This is a genomic window from Nocardia sp. NPDC059240 (assembly GCF_042753865.1).
Lineage (GTDB): Bacteria > Actinomycetota > Actinomycetes > Mycobacteriales > Mycobacteriaceae > Nocardia.
In genome coordinates, this window is the sequence record NZ_JBHZAC010000003.1 from 331,347 (window position 1) to 353,020 (window position 21,674).

Sequence of the window (21,674 nt, forward strand, 5' to 3'; positions counted from 1 at the left end):
TCAGTCGCGGAGGCGGGATTCCAGGAGCGGGGCTATCTGGGCTGCCCTGTCCGCGTTGAGCATTGCGGTGTGCCAGTCGTCGATCGAGATGCGGTCGATGCTGCCGGTGATGTAGGGACGCCAGGTTTCGGCGAGGCGGTCCCGGCCCGGTTCACGGGCAGCCGTGAAGAGCAGCGCGTCACCGGTGTAGCGGCCGGGGGTGTAAGGCAGTGGGCGGGAGAAACTGTCGAGGACGCGTTGGACTTGGTGGGGGGCAAGGATTCCGGTGGTGCCGATGCGGTCGGCGAGAAGGGCGTAGAACTCGTCGAGGGTGTCGATTTCGGGGATCTCGTCGAGGTCGAGGAGGTCGTGCCAGCCGCCGAGGATGCGGGACACGGTGGTGGCGATGTCCTGCCGGGTGGGTTCGAAGGTCTCGCCCACGGCGGTTTCGGGGGTGGCGTCGACGAGGGCCAGCAGTTCCACGCGATGGCCGAGTTCCTGGAGGCGGACGGCCATGGCGTGCGCGATCTGGCCGCCGAGGGACCAGCCCATCAGGTTGTAGCTGGTGTCGGGGAAACGCTCGAGGAGTTCGCGGACGTAGCGATCCGCGTAGGCCGCAACCGATTCCAGGCGCGGCTCGTCGGCGACGATGTGGGGGTCCTGCAGGCCGTAGACGGGACGATCGTCCTCGAGATGGCCCAGCAGTGACCCGTACACCCAGGCCAATCCGCCGCCGGGATGCACGCAGAACAGTGGCGGCCGGGTGCCGGTGGAGCGCAACGGGGTCAGCACACCCAGGGAGATGTCCGGAGCATCCGCGCCGTTTTCCAGCGCGCGGGCCAGCGCTGCCGGGGACGCGTCGGAGAACAGCTGACCGATCTGCAATTGCCGGCCACTCCGAGCCCGGATCAATGACACCACTCGCACCGCGATGAGCGAATTCCCGCCCAGGGCGAAGAAATCGTCGTCGGCGCCGACCGAGTCGGCCTCGAGGACTTCGGCGAAGACGTCGGCGACGAGCTGTTCGAGCGGTGTCGCCGGGGCCCGGAATTCCCTTGCCGCCGCAACCGGTTCGGGCAGTGCACGCCGGTCGATCTTGCCGGTGCCGGTCATGGGCAACTCGTCGAGGACCATGATGGTGTCGGGCACCAGATATCCCGGCACGCGGGCGGCCAGGGAGCGGCGCACGTCCGCCGGATCGACGGCGGATCCGTTGGCGGGCACCACATATCCGACCAGGCGGGCGCTGTCCCCGGCGCCTGGGGCCACCATGGCGATAGCCTGCTCGATCTGCGGCAATGCGGTCAGCGCGGCCTCGACCTCGCCGAGCTCGAGCCGCTGCCCGCGCACCTTCACCTGGAAGTCGGAGCGGCCCACGTACACCAGACTGCCGGTGCCCGAGCCGTTTTCGCCGATCGACCAGCGCACCAGGTCGCCGGTGCGGTACAGCCGCTGCCCCGGCGCGCCGAACGGATTCGCGATGAACCGCGCGGCGCTGAGCCCGGCGCGGCCGCGATATCCGCGGGCCAGACCGGGACCCGACAGGTACAGCTCGCCGACCACGCCTGCGGGTACGGGACGCAGGGACGAATCCAGCACCGCCGCACCGGTTCCCGGCAGTGGAGCGCCGATCTCGATGGGCTGTCCGGGGCGCAGTTCAGCGCCGGTGGTCCAGATCGTCGCCTCGGCGGGGCCGTAGAGGTTGTGCACGCGGCGGCGGCCACCGGCGTCGGTGCCCGACCACTGTGCCGCCAGCTGTGGCGGACACCGGTCACCGCCGACCAGCAGCATCCGGAACTCGTCGAGCCCGGCCGGATCCACGGTCATGGCGACCGCCGGGGTCAGCATGGCGTGCGTGATGCGTTCGCCGCGCAGGAGTTCGGTCAGGGGTTGGCCGCCGTACACGTCGGCCGGTGCGATCACCAGCGTGGCGCTCCCCGCCACCGCGAGCAGTAGTTCGAAGATGGAGGCGTCGAAGGTGCGTGCCGAGACCGCCAGCACCCGGGATTCGGTGTCGGGTGCACACCGGCGCCGATGGTCGGCGAGCACGGCGACCAGCCCGGCATGGGTGACTTCGACACCCTTGGGCAGGCCGGTCGAGCCGGAGGTGTGCACCACGTATGCCACGGAGTCCAACCGTGGCACCACATTCGGCGTGTTCGGGGCCGTCGTGGCAACGCTGACGTCTGCGATGGCCGCGGCCGTATCGGGATCATCCACAACCGTCCAGGACACCTCGCCGGGCAGTGCATCCCGGTGGCCGGATGTCGTAATACCAAGGTGCACACCGGAATCGGCGCACACGAAGCGATTGCGCTCGGCCGGATGCGCCGGGTCCACCGAGACCAGTGCCGCTCCGCTGGAGGCGATCGCCCACACCGCGAGCACCCATTCCAGCGACCGCGGCAGGGCGATGGCGATCACCGTCTCCGGTCCCGCGCCCTGCCCGATCAGCCACTGCGCCAACCGATTCGCTTGTTCGCCGAGTTCCCGGTAGGTGATGCGGCGTCCCGCGTCCACCACCGCGTCGCCGTCGGGATTCGCGACCACCGCGGCGGCCAGCAGCTCGGGCAGGGTGACGGCGTCGGCAAGGTTGGCCGCGGGTTCGATGCGGCCCCACTCGCGGAGCACCCGCGTGCGCTCGGTCTCGGACAGAATGTCGATCTCGCGCACCGGCATCGAGGGATCACCGGCGACGGCGGCCAGTACCCGGTCGAGGCGTTGTGCCAGCGCGTGGATGGTGGTCTCGTCGAAGAGATCGGTGGCGTAGCTGATGCCGACCGGGATCGCACCCGTGGTGTCGGGCGCGTCGGTGAGGGTCAGGGTGAGATCGAAACGCTCGACACCGGTGTCGGCCCCCGAGCCCGTGACGTTGACGCCGGGCAGCTCGAAGCGGACCTCGTCGAGATTGTGGAACCCGAGCATGACCTGGAACAGCGGATTGCGGGCCCGGCCGCGCGGCGGATCCACGGCCTCCACCACCTGTTCGAACGGAATCTCGGCGTGCGCGAAGGCATCCAGATCCGCCCCGCGCACCTCGTCCAGCAATGCGCCGAGGGACATCGAGTCGTCGACCCGGGTGCGCAGCACGACGGTATTGACGAACATGCCGACCAGGTCATCCAAGACGGCCGAGCCGCGCCCGGCGACGGGTGTGCCGATGGCGATGTCCGTGCTGCCCGACAGCCGCGACAGCACAATGGCCAGTGCGGCATGGAACATCATGAACACCGTCACCCCGCGATCGCGCGCCACCCGCTGCAGCCCGAACACCACGGCGGGTGCCACCGTGAAGGCGTGCGTCGCGCCCCGGTGCGAGGCCACGGGCGGACGCGGGCGATCGGTCGGCAGCGCCAGCACATCCGGCAGGTCCCGCAGTCGCTCCAGCCAGTACCGGCGCTGTGCCGAGAGCAGGGATTGCGGATCCTGTGCCGACCCGAGCAGCTCCCGCTGCCAGAGTGCGTAATCGGCGTACTGCACCGGCAGCGGCGACCATTCGGGTTGCCGCCCACCGCACCTGGCCGTGTACGCGGTGGCCAGGTCGCGGGCCAGCGGGGTCATGGAGAACCCGTCGGCGTTGATGTGGTGCACGACCATTACCAGCACGAACTCCTGCGGCCCGACCGCCAGCAGGCGCACCCGCAGTGGAATCCGTTCGGCCACATCGAATCCCGACGACACCACAGCCGCGACAGCCGAGGCCAGATCCGCCTCGGCGACGACCGCCGGTGCCGGATCGAGGTCCACCGCGCCCGGCAGTTCGGCGACCGGCACCACCACCTGGTGTGGCATGCCGTCAGTCTCCGGGTATCGCGTCCGCAGCACTTCATGGCGTGCCAGCACATCTATGATCGCCGCCCAGAGAGCGACGGTGTCCACGATGCCCGACAGTCGCAGCACCAGGGGAATGCTGTAGGACAGTGATTCCGGCGCGAACCGGTTCACGAACCACATCCGCTGCTGTGCGAACGACAACGGCACGCGCTCGGGTCGCTCCCGGGACGTCAATCGCGGGCCACTCTGGATCGCCTCGCCCGCAACGTATCCCATTGCCGCGCCGCGTGCGGTGAGCATGCCCGCCAGGTTCCCGACCACCGAAGTCTCGAACACTTCCCGCAGGGTCACCGGCACACCGACCGCGTCGGTCAGTCGCGCCGACAATCGGGTGGCCGACAGCGAGTTTCCGCCGAGCGCGAAGAAGTCGTCGTCGACGCCCACCCGTTCGAGGCCGAGCACGTCGGCGAAAACGCTCGCCACGGTCTGTTCCAGCGGTGTCGCGGGTGCCCGGAACTCACGGACGGCGAAGACCGGTTCCGGCAGTGCCTTGCGGTCCACCTTGCCGCTGCTGTTGAGCGGCAACGCGTCGAGCACGAGGATGGCGTCCGGCACCATGTAGCGGGGCAGCCGCTGCTTGACCACCCGTTCGACTGCGCCGGGCTCGAGCCCTCGGCCCGCGACGTAGCCCACCAATCGGCCACCGGCGGAGGCGCTTTCACCGGCGAGGTACACGACGGCGGCTTGATCGACGCCGTCCACCTCGCACAGTGCGGCCTCGACCTCGCCGAGTTCGAGCCGCTGACCGCGCACCTTGACCTGGAAGTCGGAGCGGCCCATGTACATCAACTGCGCCGTGGGAGAGCCTGATTCGGTCGTCGACTCGTCGACAGTCCAGCGCACCAGGTCACCGGTCCGATACAACCGTGTTCCGGGCTCGCCGTACGGGTTGGCGATGAATCGAGCGGCGGTCAGTCCCGGCCGGCCCCGATACCCGCGTGCCACACCGGAACCCGACACGTAGAGCTCACCGACCACACCGGCGGGCACCGGACGCAACCAGGCATCCAGCACCAGGGCCGACAGGCCGCCGATCGGCGTGCCCATGCTGACCCGATCACCCGCCCGCAACGGGGCGGTGCCCGTCACCCAGATGGTCGCCTCGGCGGGACCGTACAGGTTGTGCACCCGTCGACGAGCACCGAGATCGGTTGCGGCCCACCGGGAGATGAGCGCGGGCGGGCAGGCCTCACCCGCCACGGTGAGCACTTCGAGATCGTCGAGGCCGGCGGGATCGGTCGCAGCGGCGACGGTCGGGGTGAGAACGGCATGGGTGACCCGTCGCAAGCGCATCAACTCCGAGAGTTGCGGCCCGCCATAGACGTCCGGCGGTGACATGACCAGGGTCGCGGCACCCGAGACCGCCAGCAGCAGCTCGAAGATCGCGGCGTCGAAGGTGCGCGCCGCCACGCTGAGCACCCGTGAATCCGGTCCGACCCCGAAGCGGCGCTGCTGCGCCGCGCACAGGCCCGCCAGTCCGGCGTGCGTGACCTCGACACCCTTCGGACGTCCCGTCGAGCCGGAGGTGTAGACCACGTAGGCCGTACCGTCCGGCCGGATCGCGCCGCGACGTTCGGTGTCGTGCACCGCCGCGGGCGAGCGATCTTCGATGGCGGCCGCCAGATCCGGTTCGTCGAGCACCAGCCAGGACACCTCGTCGCCCGGCAGCTCGCCGGTGTGCCCGGCCACCGTGATGCCGAGCCGCACCACGGAATCGGCGCAGACGAACCGATTGCGTTCCAGGGGATGCGCGGGATCCACGCTCACGAAGGCCGCACCGGTCTTGGCGATGGCCCACACCGCCGACACCCACTCCGGGGATCGGGGCAGCCCGATGGCGATCACCGATTCCGGGGTGACCCCGCGCTCGATGAGATAGCGCGCCAATCGATTCGACCCCTCGTCGAGCTCGCGGTACGACAGTCGCCGGTGGCCCTCCACGACGGCGTCCCCGTCGGGATGCGCACTCGCGGCGGCAGCCAGCAGCATCGGCAGGACCGACCCGACGGCAAACGGCTCGGCCGTACCGAGGAGTGCCGCGGAGTCATCGCGGCCCCAGTCCGCCAGCAGCGCACCGCGTTCGGCCGCCGACAGCATGGCCACGTCGCGGACCCGCAGGCCGGGATCGCCGGCCAGCCCGCGCAGCACGACGGGCAGCCGCCCGGCCAGCGCTTCGACGGTGGCCGGGTCGAGCAGGTCCGGCCGGTACTGCAACCGGATGCGCAGGGTGTCCTGTTGAATCACGGTGCAGGACAGCGGGTAGTGGGTGGAGTCCGCGCCGCTCACCCCGGTGAGCTCGAGGCTGCCCGCATCGGTGACCCGCGCGATATTGCCGACGTCGACCGGATACGACTCGAGCACCATGGCGGTGTCGAACAGCGTGTCGTTGCCGGTGAGTTCCTGGATTTCGGTCAGTCCGAGGTGGTGGTGGTCGAGCAGGGCGGCCTGTTCGATATGCAGTCGCGCCCACAGCGCGGACACCGTCTCGGCCGGATCCAGCCGGACCCGGGCCGGGATGGTGTTGATGAACAGGCCCAGGGTGCGGTCGGCCGCGGCGAGTTCGGTGGGACGCCCGGACACCGTGGTGCCGAAGACGACATCGGTGTGACCGGTCAACTGCGCCACCAGCATCGCCCACGCCGACTGCAGGACGGTATTGAGCGTCACCCCGGCCGCGGCGGCGACCGCGAGCAGTTCCCGGGTCCCCTCGGCGTCGATCACCAGCGACCGCTCCGCCACCGTCGCGGCGGCCGTGGCGACGGGCTGGGCGAGCAGGGTCGGTTCGGCACCCGCGAGCGCGGCCGACCAGGCAGCCCGTGCGGCCCCACCGTCACGAGTGGCGAGCCATGCCAGGAAGTTCCGGTAGGAGCCGTTCGCGACGCCCGGGTCCGTGCCGGTGGCGTACCGGGTGAACAGCTCGGTGACCAGCAGCGGCCAGGACCAGCCGTCGAGGATGACGTGGTGGTCGGTGAGGATCACCGCCCACCGGTCGGCACTCAGGCGCGCGAGGGTGCAGCGCAGCAGGGGCGCGGCGGCGAGATCGAAGCGACGGGCCTGCTCGGCGGCCGCCACCTGTGCCAGCTCCGCTTCGGAATCGGGGCTTTCCCGCAGATCGACCAGCTGCCAGGGTATTTCGACCCGATCGCAGACGACCGCCACGCTGACGCCGCTGCGCGTGGTGGTGAAGGCGGTCCGCAGGCCGTCGTTGTGCGCCACCACGGCGGCCAGCGCGGCATGCAGCCGTTGCGGGTCCAGCTCGCCGGACAGTCGCAGCATCACCTGCGCGGCATACACATCCGTGCCCGCGCCGCTCGCGGCCAGCTGGGCGTGGAACAGCAGACCGGCCTGCAATGAGGTCACCGGCCAGACATCGGCCAATGCCGGGTACGCGTTTTCCAGGGCGGTGATATCGGTTTGCGGCAGGGCCACCAGGTCGAAGTCCGACGGTGAATATCCGCCCGCGCCTTCGCTTTCGGCGTGTGCGGCGACGGCGGTCACGACCTGTGTCCACAGCTCGGCCAGCTCTTCGATGTCGGCCGCGGCGAGCAGGGTGCGCGGGTAGCGGAAGGTGGCGCGCAGCCGATCGTCGACGACGATCGCGCTCACATCGACCGCCACCGTCACCGGCCCGGCCGAATCGGCGGTCACCGCCAATTCGCCCAGTCCACCGTCGATGCCGCCGGCGGCCTCCGCGCCGAGGCGGCCGAGGTAGTTGAATCCGATCCGCCCCGGCATCCGATCGGGCAGTGCCGCAGCGGTTTCGGCGTTCAGGTAGCGCAGCAGCCCGTAGCCGATGCCCTTGTCCGGGATCGACCGCAGGGTTTCCTTGATCGCCAACACGGCGTCCGCGACCGCGTTCTCCCCCCGGGCTACCGCCTCGAGGTCGATACCGGTCAGGTCGAACCGCACCGGGAACATCGAGGTGAACCAGCCCACGGTCCGCGACAGGTCGGCGCCGGGCACCACCTGTTCCTCACGGCCGTGTCCTTCCAGCCGCACCAGCACGGACGGGTCGTCGAGACCGCGTCGGGCACGCCAGATCCGCACCGCCACGGCCAATCCCGCGAGCAGGCCGTCGTTCACGCCCCCGTGGAATGCGGCCGGTACCCGGGCGAGCAGGGCCTGGGTCACCGATTCCGGCAACTCCACCCCCACCTGGTCGAGGGTGGCGGCGGTATCGATCGCCGGGTCCAGCTCGCGGCCGCCCCACAGTGGGTCGGCTCCCGCGATCATCGACTGCCACAGTCCCAGTTCCGCGATCCGTGCCGGTTCCGTTGCGGCGGTGGCCAATCCGTGCGCCCACCGCCGCATGGAGGTACCGACCGGCTCGAGCACCGGGGTGTCGCCCTGCCGCAGCTGTTCGAGCGCCGAGAGCATGTCCGGTACCAGTACCCGCCACGACACACCGTCGATCACCAGGTGGTGCGCCACGATCAGCAGCCAGCCCGGTGTCCCGTCGGCGGGTTCGAGCAGGGTGCAGCGGATCATCGTCCCGCCGCGCAGGTCCAGCCGGTCGAGAGCCGAGTTCAATTCCGCCGCCGCGATATCGGCCACGGGCCAGCGGCCGGTTTCGGTGTCGATGATCCGTCGGGTGAGAATGTCCGCACCGTTCACGGCACCGGGCGGCGCGATCTCCAGCGCCCATTCCCCGGTCGCGGTGCCGCGCAGGCGGGACCGCAGCATGTCGTGGCGATCCAGTACCGCGCTCAGGGCCGCGGTCAGTTCCGAGGCCGTGCAGGCATCCGGCAGCCGCAATGCGACGTGCTGGTCGAAGCGGTCGAATCCGCTGCCCCACTCCACCATCCACCGTGCCACCGGCAGCAGGGGCAGGTCCCCGACACCTCCGCCGGGCAGTTCCGCCAGTGCGGCGGGCAGGTCCGCGCCGGAGCGGGCGCGCAGCGCCAGCCGGGCGGGGGTGCGCTGCTCGAACACGTCCCGGGGACCGAAGACCACACCGAGGGCGCGCGCCTTGGTCACCGCCTGGATCGAGACGATCGAATCGCCGCCCAGTGCGAAGAAGTCGTCATCGACACCCACTCGTTCCACCCCGAGCACCTCGGCGAACACCCGGGCGACGAGTTCCTCGACCGCCGTGGCGGGCGCGCGGAACTCGCGGGCCGTGGCGGCGGGTTCGGGGAGGGCGCGGCGATCGAGCTTTCCCGTTGCGGTCAACGGCATGTCGTCGAGCACGAGCACGACGTCGGGCACCATGTAGGCGGGCAGCCGCTGCCCCACCAGTTGCCGGACGTGTTCGGCATCGACCGCAGTTCCCGCGGTGGCGGTCACGTATCCGATCAGGCGGGCACCGGATTCCGGCGTGTGCACGGCCGCGACGGCCTGCGCGATGCCCGGCAGGGCGGTGAGGGCGGCCTCGATCTCAGCGAGTTCGAGCCGCTGTCCGCGCAGTTTGACCTGGAAGTCGGCGCGGCCGACGAAGGTCAGCGTGCCGGTGCCCGAACCGGTTTCGTCGACGCCCTCACGCACCAGGTCACCGGTGCGGTACAGCCGTTGCCCGGCGTCACCGAACGGATCGGCGATGAACCGCGACGCGGTCAGCCCGGCGCGGCCGCGATAGCCGCGCGCGACAGCGGGACCGGCGACGTACAGTTCGCCCACCACGCCCGCGGGTACCGGACGCAGCCACGGGTCCAGGACCGCCACCCGGGTGCCCGCGATCGGACCGCCGATCTCGATCGGCCGCTGCGCCGACAGCCGCGCGCCCGTCACCCAGATCGTCGACTCGGCGGGACCGTACAGGTTGTGCACGGTCCGCCGGCCCGCCGCGTCGGTGCCCGCCCATCGCGACACCAGTTGCGGCCCACAGCGATCGCCGCCGGTGAGCACCACGCGCAGGGCGTCGAGTCCGGCGCTCTCGAGGGACAGTGCGACGGCCGGGGTCAGGAAGGCATGGGTGACGGCCTCCTGATGCAGCAGTTCCCACAGTGGTTGTCCGCCATACACATCCGGTGGCGCGATCACCAGTGCACCGCCGCCGGAGACAGCCAGGAGCAGTTCCAGGATCGCGGCGTCGAAGGTGCGGGCGGCGACCGCCATCACCCGCGATCGGGGGTCTACCCCGCAGCGGTGGACATGGTCGGCGACCAGCGCCGCCAGCCCGGTGTGCGAAACCTCCACGCCCTTAGGCTGTCCCGTCGACCCCGACGTGTACACGACGTATGCGACCGTGCCCGGATGCAGCGGCGTGTGGCGGTCCGCGTCCGTGACCGCCGCCGCGCCGATCCGCGACAGATCCAGCTCGCCGAGGTCGACTGTCTCGACCCCGGGCAGCTCGAACCCGGGACGACCTCGCGTCAGCAGACAGCGGGCCCCGGAGTCGATGCACACGTAACGATTGCGCTCATCGGGATGCCCGGGATCGATCGAGACGAAGGCCGCACCGGTCTTGGCAACCGCCCACACCGCCGACACCCAGTCCGCCGAGCGTGGCAGCCCGATCGCCACCACCGACTCGGGACCGACCCCATATCCGATCAGCAAGCGTGCCAACCGATTCGACTGTGCGTCCAGCTCCCGATAGTTGATCCGCCGGTCCCCGTCGATGATGGCGTCCGAGTCCGGATCGATGGCTGCCGCGGCGGCCAGCAGCTCGGGCAGCAGCATCGTGCGAGGCATCGCCGCGTCCGCACTTCCCAGCAGACCCGTGGTCCGTGGCTCCCGGCCGATCTCCCGCACGGGCAGCGACGGATCAGAGGCGATCGTGCGCAGCAGGTTTCGCAGTCGCTCGCCGAGGCGCGCGATGGTGGCGGCATCGAACAGTTCGGCCCGGTACTGCAACCGGATGCCGAGCGTCTCGCGCAGCATCGCGGTGCACGACAGCGGGTAGTGCGTGCCGTCGGCGGCGTCCACCCCGGTGAGGGCGAGCTTCCCGTCGCCGACGGTGTGCTCGATATCGCGCAGGTCGACGGGATAGGACTCCAGCACCATCAGGGTGTCGAAGAGCGTGTCGATGCCGGTGTGCGCGTGGATGTCCCGCAATCCGAGGTGATGGTGGTCGAGCAGTGCCGCCTGCTCGTGGTGCAGGCGGGTCCACAGCCCGGACACCGATTCGGCCGGGTACAGCCTGACCCGGGTGGGGATCGTATTGATGAACAGGCCGATGGTGCGCTCGGCGGCGGGGAGTTCAGCGGGCCGCCCGGAGACGGTCGCGCCGAAGACCACATCGGTGTGACCGGTGAGCTGTGCCATCAGCATCGCCCACGCGGATTGCAGGACGGTGTTGACCGTGACCCCGGCCGTGGCGGCCGCAGACGTCAGTGCCCGGGTGTCGGCTTCGTCCAGAGCGGTGGACAGCTCCGCCACAACGCCGGTGGGTGCGGCGTCACCGGCGATCAGTGTCGGTTCGACGCCGTCGAGGGCGGTGGCCCAGGCGGTCAGGGCCGCCGCACGATCTCGGGTTGCCAACCACGCCAGGTAGTCCCGGTAGGACCCGGCCGCCTGTCCCGGCTGCCGGCCGGCATAGTCGGCGAACAGTTCGGCGACCAGCAACGGGTACGACCAGCCGTCGAGGATGACGTGGTGGTTGGTCAGGATCAGCGCCCATCGATCGGCCGCGAGCCGGGCGACGGTGCAGCGCAGCAGGGGTGCCGCGGCGAGGTCGAACGGCCGTGCCTTCTCCGTGGCGGCGAGCTCGTCGAGTCCGCGCTGCGGATCAGGGTGACCGGTCAGATCGACGACCTGCCAAGGCAGTTCGAGATCGTCACCGACAACGGCTACACCGACGCCGCTGCCGGTCGTGACGAACGCGGTCCGCAATCCGTCGTGCCGCTCGATCAGGGTGGTCGCGGCGCTCCGCAGCCTGGCCGGGTCCAGCTCTCCGGACAGACGCAGAATCAGTTGGGCGACATAGGTATCCGTCTCGGCTTCGGCGTCGGCCAGCTGGGCGTGGAACAGCAGTCCGGCCTGCAGCGGGGTCACCGGCCACACCTCGGTCAGGGCCGGGTAGGCGCGGTCGAGTTCGGCGACGTCGGCTCGAGTCAGTGACACCAGGTCGAAGTCCGACGGGGAATGCCCACCCGCACCGGCGATTTCGGTGTGCTCGGCGATGGCAGTCAGCGCCTGGGACCACAGGTCGGCCAGCTCCCGGACCTCGGCCGCGTCGAGCAGGGTGCGCGGGAAACGGAATCCGGCTCGCAGCCGGTCCTCGATCACGATCGCGCTGATGTCGACCGCGACCGTCACCGGCATATCCGGGTCGGGTACGGCGGTCAGTTCGCCCAGGCCGCCGTGTGGCCCGTCGGCACCGACGTCGGTGCCGGTCACCCGGCCCAGGTAGTTGAACCCGATCCGGCCCGGCATCCGATCCGGCAGCGCCGCAGCGGTTTCGGCATTCAGATACCGCAGCAGACCGTAACCGATGCCCTTGTCCGGGATCGACCGCAGCGTCTCCTTCACCGCGAATACCGCCGCCGACACCGAATCGCCCGTCAACGCACCGGTGGGATCAATACCGGTCAGGTCGAACCGCACCGGGAACATCGAGGTGAACCAGCCGACCGTCCGCGACAGATCCGCGCCGGGAACCACCTGCTCCTCGCGCCCGTGCCCTTCCAGCCGCACCAGCACCGAGGGTTCGTCGATGCCGCGGCGGGCCCGCCAGATCCGCACCGCCACGGCCAATCCCGCCAGCAGTCCGTCGTTCACGCTGCCGTGGAAGGCCGTCGGCACCCGGGTGAGCAGCGCCCGAGTCACCGGTTCCGGCAGCGACAGCTCGATCTGGTCGAGGGTGGCCGCGGTATCGATCGCGGGATCCAGCTCACGCCCACCGAGCACCGGATCCGCACCGGCGACCATCGCCTGCCACAAACCCAACTCGCGCAACCGGATCGGGTCGGCCGCGGCCTCCGCCAGGCCGTGCGCCCACCGCCGCATCGAGGTTCCCACCGGTTCCAGCACCGGCTCCTCCCCGGCAGCCGCCTGCGCGAACGCGGACATGAGATCCGGGACCAGCACCCGCCACGACACCCCGTCCACCACCAGGTGGTGTGCCACGACCAACAGCCACCCCGGCGTCTCGTCCGCGGGGTCGAGCCACACGAACTGCACCATCGCCCCGCCGTGCGGGTCGAGCCACTCCAGCGCCGAATCCAGTTCCGCGGCAGCGATATCGGCCACCGCCCGGCGTCCGGCTTCGGTGTCGACGGCGATACCCGGTTCGAGGGCACGGCGGTGCAGGGTCCACGCCCCCTCGGTGCCGCCCGCCGGTGGGACCTCCATTCCCCAGGCGCCGGTCTCGGTGCGCCGCAGCCGGGCACGCAGCATGTCGTGGCGATCCAGCAGCGCGGTCACGGCCGCGACCATGCCGGTCTCGTCCACCCCGCCGGGCACCCGCAACACCACGTGCTGGTCGAAGCGGTCGAATCCCTTGCCCCACTCCACCATCCACTGCGCCACCGGCAGCAACGGCACCTCACCGACTCCGCCGCCGGGCAGTTCCGCCAGCCCGGTGCCGACGGTGACGGTCTGCGCGCAGGCCGCCAATCGGGCCGGGGTGCGCTGCTCGAACACGTCACGCGGCCCGAAGGCCACACCGCGGGCGCGAGCCTTGGACACCACCTGGATGGAGACGATCGAATCGCCGCCCAGTGCGAAGAAGTCGTCGTCCGCGCCGACGCGTTCCAGCCCGAGCACCTCGGCGAACACCGCCGCCACCAGTGCCTCGACGGCGTCGGTGGGTGCACGGAATTCCGTTGTCGCGAAGACGGGTTCGGGCAGTGCCCGGCGATCCACCTTCCCGGTGGCCGTCAACGGCAGGTCGGCGAGCACCAGCACCGCATCCGGCACCATGTAGCCCGGCAGGCGTTCGCCGACCGTCGCCCGGATCGCGGCCGGGTCGAGCGCACGCCCGTCCCGCGCGACGACATAGCCGACCAGCCTCGCCCGCTCCGCCTCGTTGCGCACGACCACGACGGCCTGCGCGATGTCGTCCAGCTCGCACAGCGCGGCCTCGACCTCGCCGAATTCCAGCCGCTGGCCGCGCACCTTCACCTGGAAGTCGGCGCGGCCGACGAATGTCAGCGTGCCGGTCCCGGAATCGGTTCGGTGTGTCCAGCGGACGAGGTCCCCGGTCCGGTACAACCGCTCCCCCGGAGCACCGGACGGATGCGCGAGGAACCGGGCGGCCGTCAGGTCCGGACGGCCCCGGTAGCCCCGGGCCAGTCCGGCACCGGACAGATACAGTTCGCCGACCGCGCCCACCGGCACCGGCCGCAACCCTGGATCCAGGACCAGGACACCGATGCCCGGGATACCCGCGCCCAGTTCGAGCCGATCCCCGGCCCGAAGTTCGCGGCTGATCGCCGTGATGATCGAAGTCTCGGCCGGGCCGTAGGTATTGAAGAATCGGCGCGCGTGCGCCACGTCGGTGCGTGACCAGCGTTCCACCAGCCGCGCGGAATAGCCCTCGCCGCCGACGGTCAGCACCCGCAGATCGTCGAGGCCCTCGGGATCGAGCGAGGCCAGCACCGACGGGGTCAGGAAGGCGTGTGTGATGCGGCGTTCGCGCAGCAGCGCGGTCAGTGCGGGCCCGGCGTAGGCGTCGTGCGCGGCCACGATGAGGGTCGCTCCGGTCGGGACGGCGAGCAGCAGTTCCAGCAGGGCGGCGTCGAAGGTGCGTGCGGCGACGGCCAATACCCGGGAGTCAGCGGTGATCTCGTAGTCGCGGCGTTGTGCGGCGGCGACCGCGGCCAACCCGGCGTGGGTGACCTCGACGCCCTTGGGTTGCCCGGTCGACCCGGAGGTGTAGATGACGTAGGCGGTGTTGTCGGGTCGCAGCGGGCGCCGCCGGTCCTGCTCGGCGATTCCGGTCGGCGGGCACTGCCGGATGCGTGTCGCCACGGCCGGGTCGTCGATCACGAGCCAGGTCATGTCATCGGCCGGCAGTCCGGTGGCGTGCGCGCCGACTGTGATGCCCAGGCGCACAGTGGAATCCGTGCACATGAACCGGTTGCGGTCGAGCGGATGCGTGGGATCCAGGGACAGGAAGCCGGCCCCGGTCTTGGTGATCGCCCAGACCACGACGAACCAGTGCAGCGAGCGCGGCAGCGCGATGGCGATCACCGATTCCGGGCCGATGCCCTGGCCGATCAGCAAGTGCGCCAGCCGATTCGAGTGTTCGTCGAGCTGCCGGTAGGAGAGCATGCGGTTGCCTGCGACGAGAGCTTTGCGGTCGGGCTGCGCTGCCACCGCGGCGGCGAGCAGTACCGGCAGCGTCACTTCTCCCGCTACATCGGCGAGGCCCTCGAGGTCGGGAGTTCCCGTGCGGCCCCACGTTTCGAGTTGCCGTGCCTCGGCGGGCGACAGCAGGTCGATGTCGCGCACCGCGCGCCCGGGATCGGCGACGACCGTGCGCAGCACCCGGTCCAGCCGCTCGAGGAACGCGAGTGCGGTGGCGGGATCGAAAAGGTCGGTGGCGTAGCTCAGATCGACGGGCATCGCACCGCGCGCATCGGGGGTGTCCGCCAGGGTCAGGGTCAGATCGAAGCGTTCGATGCCGGTGTCGGCGGGCGACGGGGTGACGGCGACGCCGGGCAGCCGCACGGCGGCCGGGTCGAGGTTGTGGAACGCCAGCATGACCTGGAACAGCGGGTGCTGGGCCTGACTGCGCGGCGGCTGCACCGCCTCGACCACCTGCTCGAACGGGATCTCCGCCTGCGCGAACGCATCCAGATCCACGCCCCGCACCCGATCCAGCAATGCGGTGAAGGATTCGGCCGCGTCGACCCAGGTGCGCAGCACGACGGTATTGACGAACATGCCGACCAGGTCGTCCAGCAGTGCCGAGCCACGCCCGGAAACCGGTGTGCCGATGGCGATATCGGTGCTGCCCGACAGCTTCGACGCGACCACGGTGACCGCCGCGTGGAACATCATGAACAGGGTGACGCCGGCGGAGGCGGCCAGCTCGCGCAGACCGGCGACGACGTCGGGTTCGATGATGAAGCGGTGGGTCGCGCCCCGGTGCGAGGCGACCGCCGGGCGCGGCCGATCCGACGGGAGTTCCAGCACCTCGGGCAGGTCACGCAACTGTCCGGTCCAGTACCGGATCTGTTGCGCGAGTATCGAATCGGGGTCGTCGGCCGACCCCAGCAGTTCCCGCTGCCACAGCGCGTAGTCCGCGTATTGCAGCGGGAGTGGCTTCCAATCCGGTTGCCGGGCAGCGCACCTGGCGGCGTAGGCGGTCGCCAGGTCACGTGCCAGCGGGGCCATCGAGAAGCCGTCGGCATTGATGTGATGGATCGCCATGACCAGTACGAACTGTTCCGGCCCCGGGGTCAGCAGCCGGGCGCGCAGCGGAATATGTTCGGCCACATCGAAGCCCGTGGCGATGACGGCCGAGACCGCGCTCGCCAGGTCGGTGCCGGTCACCGGCTGCGGGGTCAGGTCGAGGTCGACGGCGTCCGCCAGTGCGGTCACCGGCACCACCGCCTGGTAGGGTACGCCGTCCGCGTCGGGGTAGCGGGTCCGCAGTACCTCGTGCCTGGCCAGCATATCCAGGATCGCCGCGGAGAGGGCGGCGACATCCAGTGCGCCCGACAGGCGCAACACCAGCGGAATGCTGTAGGACGCCGATTCGGGGGCGAACCGGTTGACGAACCACATGCGCTGCTGCGCGAACGACAGCGGCACCCGCTGTGGGCGGGTCCACGGCCGCAGGCGGGGTGCCCGTGCCGGATCGGCCTCGGCCACCCGTCGTGACACCAGCGCGGCCAGTTCCGAGGCCACCGGATGCCCGAAGACGTGCCGCACTCCCACCGGCACCCGGGCGCTGTCGGTCAGCCGCGCCGACACCTGGGTCGCGGAGAGGGAATTGCCGCCGAGTGCGAAGAAGTCGTCCTCGGCACCGACCCGGGCCACCCCGAGCACCTCGGCGAAGACGGCCGTCACGAGTTCCTCGGCCGGTGTCGCGGGTGCCCGGTAGCGGGCGTGGGCCGAAATGGGTTCGGGCAGCGCGGCCTTGTCCAGCTTGCCGTTGACCGTCACCGGCAGGGCGTCCACGGCCATGACCACTTCCGGGACCATGAAGCCGGGCAGTCGCCGTCCCAGCGCGCGCCGGACCCGCGCCGCGTCCAGCATGAGGCCGGGCGCGGTGACCACGTAGGCGACCAGCCGGTCACCCTGCGCCGAACCGTGCAGCAGGACCACGGCGTGCGTGACACCCTCCTGCTCGCACAGGGCGGATTCGATCTCGCCGAGTTCCAGGCGCTGCCCGCGCAGCTTCACCTGCAGGTCGGCCCGGCCCACGAACTCCAGAACGCCACTGCCCGTGTCGGATTCGTCCCGCGTCCAGCGCACCAGGTCACCGGTGCGATAGAGCCGCTCGCCCGGCGCGCCGAACGGATCGGCCACGAACCGGCTCGCCGTCAGTCCCGACCGGCCCCGATATCCCCGTGCCACACCGGCACCCGACACATACAACTCGCCCACGACGCCCACCGGCACCGGGCGCAACCAGGCGTCCAGCACCAGCGCGGACATACCGCCGATGACCGAACCCATGGTGACCGGATCGCCCGCCCGCAACTCGTCGGTGCCCGTCACCCAGATGGTCGCCTCGGCGGGACCGTAGAGGTTGTGCACGCGGCGACGCGCACCGAGATCGGTAGCGGCCCAACGGGACAGGAGGGCGGGCGGGCAGGCTTCGCCCGCCACGGTCAGCAGCTCGAGATCGTCGAGTCCGGCCGGATCCGTCGCAGCGGCCACCGTCGGGGTGAGCACGGCATGGGTGACCCGCTGTGCGCGCATGAAGTCCGAGAGCTGTTGCCCGCCATAGACCTCCGGCGGCGACATCACCAGGGTCGCGCCACCGCAGACCGCCATCAGCAGTTCGAAGATGGCGGCGTCGAAGGTGCGCGCCGCCACACTGAGCACCCGCGAATCCGCGGTGATGCCGAAACGTCCACGCTGCGCGGCGCATACGCCCGCCAGTCCGGCGTGCGTGACCTCGACACCCTTGGGGCGTCCCGTCGAGCCGGAGGTGTAGACGACGTAGGCCGTGCTGTCCGGTACCGGGTTGCCCAGGCGTTCGGCTGAGGTGAGCGGGGTGCGTGGCAGTCGCGTCACCGCCGCCGTGGTGTCGGGGGCGTCGAGGATCAGCCACGACAGGTCCGCTCCCGGCAGTGCGGCCGCGTGACGGGCGGTCGTCATGCCCACGCGCACAGCGGAATCGGTGCACAGGAAGGTGTTGCGGTCCAACGGGTGCCCGGGATCCAGGGACAGGAATCCAGCCCCGGTCTTGGCGACCGCCCAGACCGCCGTCACCCATTCCAGCGAGCGCGGCACACCCACGGCCACCACGGATTCGGGGCCGACCGCACGCTGGATCAGGAACCGCGCCAGCTGATTCGAGCGTTCGTCGAGTTCTCGGTACGAGACGGATCGTTCGCCGTCGACCACCGCGCATCCGTCCGGTCGGGCGGCTACGGCGGCGGCCAGTAGTTCCGGCAGCGTCACCACATCGGTTGGCGCGGTGCGGCTATCGCCCAGGCCGAGGCGCAGCAGTCGCTGACGCTCCGGGTCCGGCAGCGCCTCGATCGCGCGGACGGGTACGGCCGGGTCGCGGGTGACCGCCCGCAACACCCGGTGCAGCCGCCGGGTCAGCGCGGCGACGGTCGCCGCGTCGAAGGTGTCGGGCCGGTATTGCAGTCGCACGCGCAGCCCGTCGTGCACGGTGACGCTGCAGGTCAGCGGGTAGTGCGTGGCATCGCTCGCGTTGATCCCGGTGATGTCCAGGTCACTGCGGCCGGTGAGCTGCCGAATGCGTTGCGCGTCGAGCGGATACGACTCGAGCACCATCACGGTGTCGAAGAGGCGGTCGGTGCCGGTGAGTGCGTGGATCTCGGCCAGACCGAGGTGGTGATGGTCGAGCAGTGCCGCCTGCTCGCGCTGAATGCGCGCCCACAGGCGGGCGACCGTCTCGGCGGGATCCAGCCGCACCCGGGTCGGCACGGTATTGATGAACAGTCCGAGCGTGCGGTCGGCGTCGGGCAGCTCGCCGGGACGGCCGGAGATCGTGCCGCCGAACACCACATCGGTGCGACCGCTCAACTGCGCCACCAGGATCGCCCACACCGATTGCAGCACGGTGTGCAGGGTCACCCCGGCAGTGGCCGCCACCGCCGCCAGGTCGCGGGCGGCGGATTCGTCGAGGGTCAGCCATTCCTCGGCCACCTCGCCACCGGCGGGGCGCGCGTCGGGTCCGGCGATCACGGTGGGTTCGGCACCGTCGAGGGCCGACGCCCAGGCCGCCACGGCCGCGTCCCGGTCGCGAATCGCCGACCAGGCCAGGAAGTCCCGATACGAGTCGGCGGCGATGCCCGCGCCGGTGGCGTAACGGGTGAACAGGTCGGTGATCAGCAGCGGGTAGGACCAGCCGTCGAGAATCAGGTGGTGGTTGGTGAGGATCAGCGCCCACTGATCGCCGCCCAGCTCGGCCACCGTGAACCGCAGCAGCGGCGCTTGTGCCGGATCGAATCGGCGGGTCTTGGCCGCTGCGGCCAGTTCGGCCAACCCGGCCTGCGGGTCGGGATGAGCGGTGAGATCGACGACCTGCCAGGGCAGTTCGACTTCCTCGCAGACCACCGCGACGCGAGCGCCGCCTCGGGTGGCGGTGAACGCGGTGCGCAGACTCTGATTCGCGTCCAGTTGTGCCTGCGCGGCGGCGCGCAGCCGGGTCACGTCCAGACGGCCGGTCAGGCGCAGCATCAGCTGTGCCACATACGCATCCACGTCCGTGGCGAGATCGGCGTGGAACAGCAGACCGGTCTGCAGGCCGGTCAGCGGCCACGCGTCGCTCAGCGACGGGTAGGCCCGATCGAGTGCGGCGACCTCCGCGCGGGTCAGCGTCACCAGGTCGAAGTCGGACGGGGAATGCGCGACCGCAGCGGCGGTTTCGGCATGCTCGACGATTCCGGTTAGTGCCTCGGTCCACAGGGTGGCGAGTTCCTCGACGTCGGTGGCGTCGAGCAAGGTGCGGGGGAAGCGGAAGCTCGCCCGCAGGCGGTCCTGGACCACGATGGCGTTCACGTCGATCGCCAAGGTGACCGGCATATCGGGATCGGGGGCGATACGCACCTCGCCGTCGCCGATGCCGCCGGTACCCGCTTCGGCGCCCGTCACGCGGCCCAGATAGTTGAACCCGATCCGTCCGGGCATCCGATCCGGCAGTGCCGCAGCGGTTTCGGTGTTCAGGTAGCGCAGCAATCCGTAGCCGACGCCCTTGTCCGGGATCGACCGCAGGGTCTCCTTCACCGCGAACACCGCGTCCGCCACCGCATTCCCACCGGCGGTGACGTCCGCGAGATCGACCTGGGTCAGGTCGAATCGCACCGGGAACATGGAGGTGAACCAGCCGACCGTCCGCGACAGGTCCGCACCGGGAACGATCTGCTGTTCGCGACCGTGTCCCTCCAGCCGCAGCAGTACCGACGATTCCTCGATACCCTTGCGCGCCCGCCACATTCGCACCGCGACCGCGAATCCGGCCAGCAGACCGTCCTCGACGCCGCCGTGGAAGGCCGCGGGGACCTCGGCCAGTAGTCCGCGCGTGAGTTGCTCCGGCAGTTCGACGGACACCTCGTCGAGGGTGGCGGCGGTGTCGCGTGCCGGATCCAGCTCACGCCCGCCCGGCACCGGGTCCGGACCGGCCACCATCGCCTGCCACAGACCCAACTCCCGCACGCGAATCGGATCGCTAGCGGCCTCGACCAGACCGTGCGCCCAGCGGCGCATCGACGTCCCCACCGGCTCGAGCACCGGCACCTCACCGGCGGCCACCTGAGCGAACGCCGACATCAGATCCGGGACCAGCACCCGCCACGACACCCCGTCGACGGCCAGGTGATGCACGATCACCAGCATGCGGCCCGGTTCGGCGGCAGCCGGCTGCCATACGCAACGGATCATCACGCCGTCGAGCGGATTCAACTGCGCGGCGGCACCGTCCGCCTCGGCGGCCAGATCGGCGCCGGGTGCGCACCGCACGACCACGGCCTGCGCGTCGACCGCGCCCGGCGGGTCGACAACCAGCGTCCACTCCCCGGATTCGTCGCGCCGCACTCGCGATCGCAGCATGTCGTGCCGATCCAGCAGCGCGGCCATTGCGGCGACCATGCCGGCCTCGGTCACGCCCTCCGGTACCAGCACTACCAAATGCTGTTCGAAACGCTGGGACCCCTTGCCCCACTCCAACATCCAGCGAGCCACCGGCGACAACGGCAGCTCTCCCACGCCACCGCCCGGCAGCTCCGCGAGTTCCGCCCCGGTCGTCTCCCCCACCCGTGCCCGGCTCGCCAGCCGCGCCGGGGTCCGCTGCTCGAAGACGTCGCGGGGACCGAACACCACGCCCCGCGCCCGTGCCTTCGACACCACCCGGATCGAGACGATCGAATCGCCACCCAGCGTGAAGAAGTCGTCATCGGCACCGACCTGCGCGAGCCCGAGCACCTCGGCGAACACACCGGCCACGATCTCCTCGACTGGTGTCGAGGGCGCGCGGAACTCGCGAACCGCGAAGACGGGATCGGGCAGGGCGCGACGGTCGATCTTGCCGGTCGCGGTCAACGGCAGTTCATCGAGCGCCATCACCACGTCCGGCACCATGTACGCGGGCAGCCGGTTCGCCACGAACAGCCGGATCTGCTCCGCGTCGAGCGCCAGGCCGGGGGCGGCCGCCACGTAGCCGACCAGGCGCGCGGTGCCGGTGGAGGTGTGGATGGCCGCCACGGCCTGTTCGACACCCGGCACGGCCGCGAGCGCGGATTCGATCTCCCCCAGCTCGAGGCGCTGCCCGCGCACCTTGACCTGGAAGTCGCTGCGGCCCACGAACTCCAGCAGCCCGGTGCCGG

The 21,674-nt window shown here is 70.7% G+C and carries 1 protein-coding gene (only partly in view); it reads right to left on the minus strand.

What is annotated here, in order from left to right; genetic code table 11:
- A protein-coding gene (locus ACFXHA_RS11870; protein WP_379355654.1) for a non-ribosomal peptide synthase/polyketide synthase crosses the window boundary here: on the minus strand, positions 1-21,674 show its 3' portion. It continues 6,664 nt past the right edge of the window; only the last 21,674 of its 28,338 coding nucleotides appear in the window; its start codon lies beyond the right edge, outside the window; the stop codon is at positions 1-3.